Here is a 10,581-nt window from a genome sequence, read left to right as displayed (position 1 = left end):
GTGATGCTGGCCTTTGTTAAGTGGGAAGCCTTACGGCTGTCCACATCAAAAAATCATTTTGCTTTAAAGAAATTGCTGACGCTAAATGCAACTAAGTTGGCTTTGCAGGAACTCAACAGCCTCAAAAGTCAATCTACTCTATTGGCCAAGGCTGCGTAACATCAGTTATTTATTTCGATCCTGCTGGCCCGTACATACCCGGCCCAGTCGCTAACCATCACTAAACTGTCGCTGTTTGCCGTTGGCGGCTCCCGTTTCTTACCCCCGAAACCGCCGTGGCCCAACCCGTTGAGTTAACCATGCCGATTGCGGGGGAGGCCGAACTGGGGGTAGGCAGCAACGCAGTTCAACTAGCGGTGCCTGTCTGTCTCTATACCAATGCCGGCCTGCCACCTGTACAGAGCGTTCAAGTCGAGACGCTGTTTGTTCAGGCTCCCGTACCCGCGCTTCGCCCGACGCGCATTCTCTATCGAGCCTCCGTCCGGTTGCCGGCTTCGTTGCCTGCTGCCTTCCGACAGGGGCAGTTGTGTTCGGACTCGGCACACCCAATGCACCCCGGACTGTACTTGCCCAACGGTTTACCCTCCGCTACTAACTATCTGTTTTAATGTCAAAATGTATGAACATCCCAAACCCGTTCTTCGCATCTATTGGCCGGTTGGCCTGCCTTTGGTTTATAGTCAGTACGGCTACGTTTGCCCAGGGCTATAAAGGATTCAACGTAGGCCGCTACACCGGATCAGCGCATAATAAAACCGGCGGCAGCGACGGCAAAGCCACGCTCGATATCCGCTCCATTGCCCACGACGGGACGGTGCAGGCTCACCTGCGCGACTCGGATGGGCTGGAAGGCGAAGGCCTGCTAACAGGAGCCATCAATGCCAACGGCGTGATGTAATTGACGGGCGTGATGACCTCGCCCAGTAACGGCTCCCGCTGGCAGTCGGTCCTGATCGCCGCGATGCAAAACGACCACCATGGCCTTTACCCCGACAACGGCCCCGGTTAGGGCAAACACAACTCAACCTATGAAGACCCTATCAGGCGTTGGGGCGGCTTATGGGGCAAGTAATCCCCGAACATGTGCTAATACTAAAGGACCTGTAAGCGGGCCACTTTCGGCGCAACAGGCGATGCAGTATGTGATCTGTGGCTACGAACGGGAATTTCAGGGAGCCGAAGCCCGGCTGTTATTAGACGATAACATCAAACTCCAGCTAGGAGGTGGCCGACCGTTTCAGCCTGATAAGGATCGTATGACTGATGCTGATGTCCGTTCGCCGATTTATCCGATCCGGGGCAGTTACTATACCTATATGATTGACAAGCTCCATACCGGCTCGGAGCCGTCCTGGCGGAATACGGGCAAAAACTGCAACATCTACCAGAACCGACCCTTCACCGGCAAATGCTACCGAACCACCTTTGGCGACTGGTCCTGTCTGACAACCGCCGACGGCTCCTCATATCCTGATATTGAAAACACAGCTCCACCCCAGTGAGCAGAAGTTAGGTTAGCATTATTCGGAACAGTAAAAAGGCCGGTGCCCGTTTTGGTGCACCGGCCTTTTTGGTACTGTAAATTCCACTTATCAGCTTACTTCCGTTCGTATAAAATACCGCCGATGAAGGGCCAGGCCTTTGCCAATGGGAAAGGTGATGACCCGGCTGCTACGGCCGTTGCAGTCGGTCATGGTGAGGCAGTAGCCACTCCACTGCCAGCGGCCCTTGCTGCCGCTTGTTACGACAATGTCGTGGTAGTTGCCCGATGCACCCGATACCACGCCGTCGGTCGTATAGCTGCCGACGGGCCGGATGGTAAGTGCCCGGGAGTTGATGAGCCAGTCGCCACCACTGCCGATGAATAACCCGCCCGAATAGCGCTGCCCGGCGTTAGTGAAGGGCCGCACGGGACTAAAAATGCCCATGTTGTAGCCGAAGCCGCCATCGGTGTAGGGTTCAATGGTCAGCGACAGCGGTTTGCTGCCATCGTCGTAGCGCAGGGTGAGGGTGTTACCGGCCGTCTGGTAACGGCCCTTTGACCCCCTGTGCGCGGCAACCTCCTGGGGCTAGAAACCGATTGCAGCCCTTCATAGAACTGGCCGTCCGGCCCAAAACAACAGACGCTTTGTTCCATATTTTGTGTCACGGCCCAGTAAAGGGTCATCTAATACAGCCCGGCCGGTGCTTTGGCAACGGTTCGGGCCAACAAGGGGCTGTTCAGTGAGACAAGCAGAATGCCTGCCAATACCATGCCGACGAGAAATCGATGCCGGCCGATAGGAGGAGATGATGGGAACATAGGGGTATGGGGTGAGTTGCGCCAGTAGTGGCGGAACAAAGCTATCCAACCGGTAATGGGCCTTTGTACGGCAAATGCCGTATTTTTAGGATTGGCCAACCGGTTGTTCGGTCTCCAGCGGAATCGTAATTAAAACACTCGTTCCGTGGCCCGGCGCGGTGTCAATGGAGCTGGTCCCGTGCAGGTCAGTAGCTCGGCGTTGCAGGTTGCGCAGGCCATAATGAGGAGCATCGTCGGGTTGCCGGGCCGGGTCGAAACCCACGCCGTTGTCTTTTATGCTGAGGACCAATTGCGTATTCACCATCCGGCAATCGATAACTACTTCACTGGCGTGGGCGTGTTTAAAGGCGTTATGCACCGCTTCCTGGACCTGCCGAAACAGGTTCAGGCCCTGAGCCGAGGTTAGTTCGGGGTTGGTAGCTACCCCGAGGTCCAGCCGATATCTACAGGCAGGGTGCTGTTGTTGCTGGCGGTGGAGGTACTGCCGGAGTTTTACCCCAAAATCAGTTAGTGTCAATGCCGACTGGTCAATGGCCCAAACCGTATCGCGCAGGCTCTGCATGGCTTCGCGGGCGTAATCGCCGATCAGGGTCGGCTCGTTGCCATCGGCAGTGGGCGTACCGGCGTTGGCCACAATGACCGATAGCTGCGCCCCAACGTGGTCGTGCAGGTCGCGGGCAATGCGTTCGCGTTCCTGTTGCAGTCGCAGTTGCGCCTGAGCCGCCCGGAGTTCGCCCTGTTGCGCTTTGAATTGGCTTTCGAGCAGTTGCTGGCGTTGCAGAAAGGTTTCTTCGGCGAGTTGACGGCGCTCTTCAGCCGTGCGTTTGTAGCTAAATCCCAGACCAATGCTGAGCACGGCGAACTCAAACAGATACCCTAATGCAACGCCTTCGTAGCCAAACAGGACGTGGTCGGGCAGCAAGGCGTGATTACGCAGGATCAGGCAAATCGAAATAAACACTAAGGGTGCCACACCCAGCAGGTACAGACGAGCGGGTGAGTACCACAGGCTGGCGCGGGCGTCTGTCCGCGTTTGGAAGGCCTGATACCCGATCAGCACGAAGATGAGCAGCACGGGTAATCCGAAAAACAAGCTCATCACCGGCCCCATCCAGCTAATCTCCCGCACGTAAAGTTGCGGGTAGTACGTGCCCAGTATAACTAGGGGAACGGTGAACAGCAGCAGGCTAACGGCGGTGTGGAACAGTACGCGAACCCAGCGTATGGCCCAGCTGGGCAGCAGGACATACTGCCGGATAAAAAAGAAGCCAGTCACCGTTGAGACGCTGGTCAGCAGCGAAAGCAGGTTACGGGCCGTTATGGGACCATACCGGCTCACAGGCAGGAACTCTAACCACAGGCCCACCGACACCGACAGGTAGGCCATCACCAGAAACATGTACAGACTGTATTGCCCATACACCCACTCCCGCAGTAAGATAAAAAGGACGAGATTTATGAAGACAAGCCAGCTTAAGACCCCCGTCAGCCAATACCAGAACAACCGGACCCGGCGGTCATGCTCCTCAAAATCCCGCGCCGTCCAGAGCCGGATGGGGATACGCAGAGATTGGCTGGGATTGTTGATGCGCCCGTATATCCAGACGGTCTGACGGGGGTTGAGCCGAAACCGCAGCAGCGGATTCCGGTGATTAGTCAACCGGTGCGCGGGTAGGTCGGCCCAACCCATGGGACCGGAGTCGAGCAGCAGTTGTCCACCCGCAGCAACTTCATACAGCCGGACCGCTTCCAGGTACGGGTTATCCAATTCCACAATCCGTTCGGCTGGCCCGGCCGTTGGATTGCTGATTCGAAACCGCAGCCAGAGGGGCGGGTAGCCCACCCCAAAAGCGGGCCGGGCGGTGCGGATGAGCCGAAAACGCGCCGAATCCCGCCAAACCTGGCTCAGCGTGCGTTGGCCCGACGCATCCGGCAGGTACTGAACATGCGCCTGGGCCGCAAACGAGCCATCGGCCGGTAAGGGGGATTGCCCGCTGGCGGCTATCGAAACCAGCAGACTCACCACTAAAAAGATGCGCATGAGCGAAAGGGATGGCGTTGTTCCTGAATCGGCTGATAATCTACGCATTGATGGGGAAATCAGGAGCATACTAACTCGTAAAAAATGCGTGATATGTTGACAAATACGGCAAATGACGTAGGGAGTACGTCCGCAAAAACTGCACTTTTGTACTTCAGATACGTTAGTCCATCCCGTATGCCTATCTCCGTAGCTATTGTTGATGACAATATCACCCTGCTCCACTCCCTGATCCGTAATCTGGAGCCGTTCGGCGCGGTAACGGTGCTATTTACGGCGACCAACGGGCAACAGGCGGTGGAGATGGCCCAACAGCAGCCCCCCGATGTGATACTGATGGACATCGACATGCCCATTCTGGACGGCATTCGGGCCACGGCCCTGCTCCATAACCTGATGCCCGAAACGAAGATTCTGATGCTGACCATCTTCGACCGGGACGATAAACTCTTCGACGCCATCAAAGCAGGTGCGTCGGGGTACTTACTCAAAGACGAACCCCCGGCCCGGATTGTGGCCGCCGTGGAAGAAGCCCTCGATGGGGGTTCGCCTATGTCGCCGGGCATTGCCAGCCGGGCGTTGGCTATGCTGCGCCGACAAACGTTTGCCGACGCTGACAAGGGTCGCAAATCCCTTCCCACGCCGGAAAGCTATTACCTGACCCCGCGCGAAATTGAGATTCTGGAACACCTCAGTCTGGGCCTGGTGACGGCGCAGATTGCTGATCAGTTGTTCATCAGCGACCGAACGGTGCGCAAGCACGTCGAAAATATCTACGAAAAGCTCCATGTCCATTCCAAGTACGAGGCCATCCAACTGGCGGGCAAACATAACTGGTTCACCTGAAACGGCCAACAAATCTATACGTACCGGGCAAGTTGCAAGCCAGTAGTGTTTTGGCTCACCGCTTGCCACGACAGGCCTGTTGCCATTATTGGGTCAAACACGGAACATCCGGGCCACCATGCAACACGGCCGTCGGTTGGGGTTGGCCACCGTTCGGCAGAAGTCTCTGCTCAACGCCAGCCCGAACGGATGAACTGCTGGTCAGCAACGACACGTCTGCCAACAAATTGGTCAGAGCTGCAGGGCATTAGGTCCGTTTATGCCCTCGAATCGCTGGTGGCGGGCGATCACGCCCCCGTACTTTAATCGTTTACCAGCCGCATCAACACCCACCCTCACTGACGCCTGGATGCTGGAGCAATGCACCGTTCGCCTTACGCAGCGGTTGCTCATTCAGCAGGGGCAGAACTCCTGTTCGATTACGGTGCTGCAAACCTTTCTGGCCGACGTTTACCTGCGCTATGCGTATGAGTTATGCGCCGAGCCGAATTACAGTGTTGTCATGCTCATCCAATCTGATGGCATCGCCCGGCAACAGTAGCCGTTTTAACCCACGCATTACTACCCCGGCCAGCCGGTCTATTGAAATCAGCAACAACGACTGGCTTAGCCTGAAAAATACGGCAAATGCCGTATAGATTCGGGGGACAGATAGGCCAGTTTTGTAGCGGTAATACCGCCCGCTCGTCCATATCTCCGATTTAGTTCGTGAAAAACGTCCCGCTCCTAACTATTTCTGTCTTCGTCCCTGATCTGTGTCTGCTGACCACCGCCCAGGCCCAGTGCCGCGGCCCCGGGATCAATTAGGCCTGCCGCGAACGGACCAGTACTCCCCCTGGTGGGCCGTACGAAGCTGGTCATTGCAACATCAACTTCTACAACTAAGAGCTTAGCGAAGCTTACGAATGGGGCGATTCCTTCCGCAAGTCCTTGGTGTAGTTATCTACCATCAACCGCAAGCTCAGGCAATGACAATCAATTGGTATCTAATTTATTTTTAATCTGTAACCTAAATCTACCCATGGCTTATCTGTTTACCGATGTTGACCAACCTTGTTTTGGTCTTCAGACCATTACTACCAACCCATGGCACCCTTCTCGGGCTGACCTGGGCGAAGCCCGACGAACAAGATACCCGCTGGGGGCTGTGCCGTTGGGGAAACCGACTCCATCCCCAGCGGTAATACCCGCTCGCTTTGGCGTAGTTAGGGTTTTGCAGGCGGTGGACCGTTGGGTTGCTACGCCTGGAGCCCTCTGGGTATTATTGGCTATGTTACTATTACTGCTGGCCTCGCCTGCGGCGAAAGCCCAACAACTTACCCCCATCGCCAACCCCGATGCAGGAAATGGCTATGGAGGTTATCCCATTTTGTTCAACAACGCCTTGTATGGGAAGTATACAAACTCGAGTGGCAAGGATGTTTTGGCCAAGTATGACGGCACGAGTTGGACGACTATCGCTAACCCCGATGCCGGGAGCTATTCTGGTTATAGTCCCATTGTATTCAACAACGCCTTGTATGGGTCGTACGCAACGAGTGGCAAGTATGTCCTGGCGAAGTATGATGGCACGAGTTTGACGACTATCGCCAACCCCGATGCCGGGATTGGCTATTTTGGTGAGCCTATTTTGTTCAACCAGGTCCTGTATGTGAAGTATTCAAACGCGAGCGCCCGCAAGGTATTAGCGACGTTTGATGGCATGAGTTATACGACTATCGCTAACCCCGATGCGGGGTTTGGCTATATAGGTTCTCCCATTGTGTTCAACAACGCCTTGTGTGTGTTGTACCAAAAAGCCGATATCAAGTTGGTGTTAGGGAAGTATGATGGCACGAGTTGGACCCTCATAAACAACCCCGATGCCGGATCGGGCTATGAGGGGAATCCCATTGTGTTCAACAACGCCTTATATGGGGCGTACAAAAACGCGAGTGACAAGTTCGTATTAGCAAAATATGATGGCACGAGTTTGACGACTATCGCTAATCCCGATGCGGGGCTGGGCTATGTAGGCGACCCCATTTTGTTTAACAACGCTTTGTATGGGCAATACGTAGATGCAAGTGGCAAGAATATCCTGGCGAAGTATGATGGCACGAGTTGGACAACCATGGCTAATCCCGATGCCGGACCGGGTTATCAGGGTTCTCCCATTTTGTTCAACAACGCCTTGTATGGGGTGTACACAAACGCGAGTGGCAAGAATGTCTTGGCGAAGTATGATGGTACGAGTTGGGCCCTCATAGACAACCCCGATGCCGGACCGGGCTATCAGGGTTCTCCCATTGTGTTCAACAACGCCTTGTATGGGCAGTACACAAACGCGAGTGGCAAGAATGTCTTGGCGATCTTGTGGAGTCCCTGCGCGCTGACGGTGAGTGCTACGCCCGCATCCCAAACCATCACTTCGGGCCAATCGGCCACGCTGACCGCTTCGGGCGCTACTACCTACACCTGGAGCAATGGCTCAACGGCTAACCCGCTTATTCTTAGTAACGTGACCACTGCCACCACCCTCTCTGTGACGGGTGTAACGGGGGCGTGTTCGGCCACCGCCAGCGCCACCGTGAGTGTAACAGCGGCCCCCACGCCTGCTATCACGGCGGGCACGGCCACGGGAACGATTACGGCCTGCGCGGGCACGGCTTCTGTCAGCACCCAAACCTTTACCACCAGTGGGGCCAGCTTAACGGCTAATATCGTGGCCACTGCCCCGGCAGGCTTCGAGATCTCGACCTCCGCCGGTAGCGGTTTCGGTGCTTCACTGACGCTGATGCAGTCGGGCGGTACGGTGAGCAACACACCGATCTACGTACGCTCGTCGGCCACGGCCACCGGCCCGATTTCAGGTAATGTGGTTTTGACTTCGGGCGGGGCTACTACCCAAAACGTGGCGGTGTCGGGTACGGTCAATGCCCTGCCCGTGGCCAGTATCCTGCCCACTTCGACTACGCTGACCTGCGCCAGCCCCACGGTAAGCCTGACCGCTTCGGGGGGCAGCACCTACCGTTGGGACGATAACTCGACTAACCCCGTTCGCAGCGTAAGCAGTTCGGGCCCCTACTCAGTGACGGTGACCTCGAATGGTTGTTCAGCGGTGGCCAGCACTAGCGTGAGTCAGGACAACACCGTTCCCACGGCTACCATTACCGGTACCCTGACGGTAGTTTCCGGGGGAACCACTACCCTGACTGCGTCGGGAGGAGGCAGTTACCTTTGGAGCACAGGCCAGACAGTGGCCAGCATCTCGGCCACGGCTGGTCCTTACTCGCTCACCGTCACCATTGCCAATGGTTGTTTCGCCACAACTTCGGCCACTGTAACGACCGTTGTACCGCCCAACACACCGCCTACCGTAGCGAATCCAGTTTCGCCCCAGTCGGCTACGGTGGGGGCGGGCTACACGCTCTCGCTGGCTAATGTGTTTACCGATGCCGAAACACCCAACCAGTTGACGCTGTCAGTTTCAGGTCTACCCGCGGGGCTGAGTTTCACGGCACCATCAACCATCTCAGGCACCCCTTCGCTATCGGGAGTGAGCAATGTGACCGTCACGGCGACCGATCCGGGGAGTCTGTCGGCCAGCACCAGTTTCAGCATCACGGTCAGTCCGGCCGGGGGTACGCCCCCACCGCCAAGTGGTACGTTCAGTATCACAGGCGTGACGACGGTAAGTTGCCAGGTGCTCAGTGCGGGCCAGCGGAGGCTGACCTTCACACCCCAGTATGCGGGTTTGAACGGAGCACCGGTGAGCTTCTCGGTAGCCAATGAGATGCTACCCACCACCAATCCGGGTCCTTATGCATTGGATCTGTACACCGACAATCCGGTGGTGACGCTCCAGGCGGTGCAGAGTGGCGTCAGCAGTAGCTTTATCTACAACTGGCTGTCGGCCTGTAGCTCTGGGGCACGGGTAGCCAGCCCACAAGAAGTACCCCTGAGTGTGACGGTGCTGGGTAACCCGGTGGTGGGTGAACTGGTAACCGTGGAAGTGCGTGGTGCCGAAGGGCAGACCCTGCGACTGCAACTGACTGACGAGCGGGGCTACCAGGTTACTGAGCAGTTGGTTGGTCAGGCCAGTATAGTGGAGCGTCAAACGGTGCGGCTGGGTCAAACCCCGGCGGGGTTGCTGCTGCTGCGGGTGAGCACGTCCACCCAAAGCCTGACCGTCAAGCTGCTCAAAGCGGAGTAGCCCTTACCTTCGATAGACTGGATCACAAAAGAAGCCGCGTTCCTTTAAGGGAGCGCGGCTTCTTTTGTTGGTAGGATGCTAAAATGGGATAGCCACGGACAACGGGAGACATGGCGATTTTAGCGTTGTATGTGGGTAGGTCCGTAATGTGCGCGGTAGTCCCCGCTGCCCGGTGGGATTCGGACCATTAAATGAACGGGTTTCTCGTCACAGCCAACTGACTAAGTTGCTTACTGGTAGCCGGGTAGGGTGTTCAATAAACTATACCCGGTGGCTTTTACCTGACCGGTAACTTCATCGATTAACCCAGCTACCAACGGGTTTTACAACCTGGTACAGGAAGCGTCACCTGTCATGCGCGGGCACTCCACGGGGGAACTATATCCTACTGCTTGCATCCACCCCTCGCTTAATTCGCCAATTCGACCAGCTTACGCATAGCCACTTCGCCAGTCTGTACAACCAGCGTGCTAAAAATTGCAACCAGCGTGCTAGCCCGGACTTTTTCTGCGGGGCAACTTGCCGTCCGGTAACGGGTGCCTGGACGGTAAAAACTGATCCCTAAAAACAGGTGGTTGAAACACTTCAGATGCAAGCAAACGAATCGGCCTTACCGCAATGGTATCCCAGGCAGGGGAGAGCTGTGAACCGGTGGCTATGGAGAGCAATCTATCAGACTGTTCGCAGCGGACAGACGTTAAAGGGTTGCGTACCAGGTTTCGATCTGCATCGCCTGATCAGGTAAACAGGCCCACAGAGAAGTAAACGGGTAATACCCGGCTGGTACACCCCTGGAATACAATTAACCGGTTTGTTACCATAAAACAGGAAGCTGTAGGTTTTCCTGTTTTATGGTAATCGATATACTTTATAAGTAATATGTCGGTGCATAAGGTTTATAAAAATAGCTACTTATCATTTGTCAATGGTTAGTCAATATTTAGGCGGCTATACAGCCGAAGTGATAAAGTTGACGCACTCTAGGATCATTTTTCTCCAGTTTAGTGCCTTTGGGTAAGATAGAAAAAAAACGATCTAGTAGTAAACGATTGTGGTAGAGCGTCTTAATAGTGGCCATCGAGAAGGGTTGTTGACCAACGCCCTGCTCAACTTTAGCCACGTTAACCGCGCTCAGGGCTGCATTAAAATGGTAATCAAGTTTGTTGACCGAACGAGCCTGACAATCAGAAAGACCCG

10 protein-coding genes are annotated in these 10,581 nt (G+C 55.6%); 6 read left to right on the top strand and 4 right to left on the bottom strand.

Annotation, left to right across the window (positions count from 1 at the left end; all coding sequences use genetic code 11):
- Positions 1-275: 275 nt before the first annotated feature.
- From B157_RS0107530 to B157_RS0107515, 3 genes are all read left to right on the top strand, one after another.
- Positions 276-608, top strand: a complete 333-nt coding sequence (locus B157_RS0107530; RefSeq protein ID WP_157618337.1) for a hypothetical protein — start codon at positions 276-278, stop codon at positions 606-608.
- Between the two features lie 11 nt (positions 609-619).
- Complete coding sequence (locus B157_RS0107525; protein ID WP_020602745.1) at positions 620-898, top strand: hypothetical protein; 279 nt, start codon at positions 620-622, stop codon at positions 896-898.
- 130 nt (positions 899-1,028) lie between these two features.
- Positions 1,029-1,502: a hypothetical protein gene (locus tag B157_RS0107515; protein WP_157618336.1), complete on the top strand. Its 474-nt coding sequence runs from the start codon at positions 1,029-1,031 to the stop codon at positions 1,500-1,502.
- Positions 1,503-1,592: 90 nt separating this feature from the next.
- Here the strand turns inward: B157_RS0107515 and B157_RS0107510 are convergent, their stop codons facing one another.
- From B157_RS0107510 to B157_RS0107505, 3 genes are all read right to left on the bottom strand, one after another.
- The gene (locus B157_RS0107510; protein WP_020602742.1) at positions 1,593-1,928 is read right to left on the bottom strand and encodes a hypothetical protein; all 336 of its coding nucleotides are present in this window, start codon (positions 1,926-1,928) and stop codon (positions 1,593-1,595) included.
- A gap of 239 nt (positions 1,929-2,167) precedes the next feature.
- The gene (locus tag B157_RS40040; protein WP_281168444.1) at positions 2,168-2,302 is read right to left on the bottom strand and encodes a hypothetical protein; all 135 of its coding nucleotides are present in this window, start codon (positions 2,300-2,302) and stop codon (positions 2,168-2,170) included.
- An 85-nt stretch (positions 2,303-2,387) separates the two neighbouring features.
- Positions 2,388-4,391 carry a sensor histidine kinase gene (locus B157_RS0107505; RefSeq protein ID WP_169521691.1) on the bottom strand — a complete coding sequence of 668 codons (2,004 nt, stop codon included), beginning with the start codon at positions 4,389-4,391 and terminating at the stop codon, positions 2,388-2,390.
- 129 nt (positions 4,392-4,520) lie between these two features.
- Between B157_RS0107505 and B157_RS0107500 the strand changes: the two genes are divergently transcribed.
- From B157_RS0107500 to B157_RS36720, 3 genes are all read left to right on the top strand, one after another.
- The gene (locus B157_RS0107500) at positions 4,521-5,189 is read left to right on the top strand and encodes a response regulator (protein ID WP_020602740.1); all 669 of its coding nucleotides are present in this window, start codon (positions 4,521-4,523) and stop codon (positions 5,187-5,189) included.
- A 259-nt stretch (positions 5,190-5,448) separates the two neighbouring features.
- Positions 5,449-5,730, top strand: coding sequence for a hypothetical protein (locus B157_RS0107495; protein WP_020602739.1), 282 nt, complete (start codon positions 5,449-5,451; stop codon positions 5,728-5,730).
- A 480-nt stretch (positions 5,731-6,210) separates the two neighbouring features.
- Positions 6,211-9,384, top strand: coding sequence for a putative Ig domain-containing protein (locus tag B157_RS36720; protein WP_020602737.1), 3,174 nt, complete (start codon positions 6,211-6,213; stop codon positions 9,382-9,384).
- A gap of 940 nt (positions 9,385-10,324) precedes the next feature.
- On the opposite strand, the gene B157_RS38910 is transcribed toward B157_RS36720, so the two are convergent.
- Positions 10,325-10,581 (bottom strand): hypothetical protein (locus tag B157_RS38910; protein WP_020601911.1); only part of this gene is annotated, 257 nt, incomplete at its 5' end.

Origin of the sequence: Spirosoma spitsbergense DSM 19989, assembly GCF_000374085.1 — a bacterium.
Lineage (GTDB): Bacteria > Bacteroidota > Bacteroidia > Cytophagales > Spirosomataceae > Spirosoma > Spirosoma spitsbergense.
Note: the sequence above shows the minus strand (reverse complement) of the source record. Positions and strands in the feature narration are given on the sequence as shown.

Bases quoted from the DNA above. Each gene is read 5' to 3' on its own strand.
- B157_RS0107525 (WP_020602745.1), top strand. From the start codon at position 620: ATGAACATCCCAAACCCGTTCTTCGCATCTATTGGCCGGTTGGCCTGC.
- B157_RS0107515 (WP_157618336.1), top strand. From the start codon at position 1,029: ATGAAGACCCTATCAGGCGTTGGGGCGGCTTATGGGGCAAGTAATCCC.
- B157_RS0107510 (WP_020602742.1), bottom strand. From the start codon at position 1,928: ATGGGCATTTTTAGTCCCGTGCGGCCCTTCACTAACGCCGGGCAGCGC.
- B157_RS40040 (WP_281168444.1), bottom strand. From the start codon at position 2,302: ATGTTCCCATCATCTCCTCCTATCGGCCGGCATCGATTTCTCGTCGGC.
- B157_RS0107505 (WP_169521691.1), bottom strand. From the start codon at position 4,391: ATGCGTAGATTATCAGCCGATTCAGGAACAACGCCATCCCTTTCGCTC.
- B157_RS0107500 (WP_020602740.1), top strand. From the start codon at position 4,521: ATGCCTATCTCCGTAGCTATTGTTGATGACAATATCACCCTGCTCCAC.
- B157_RS0107495 (WP_020602739.1), top strand. From the start codon at position 5,449: ATGCCCTCGAATCGCTGGTGGCGGGCGATCACGCCCCCGTACTTTAAT.
- B157_RS36720 (WP_020602737.1), top strand. From the start codon at position 6,211: ATGGCTTATCTGTTTACCGATGTTGACCAACCTTGTTTTGGTCTTCAG.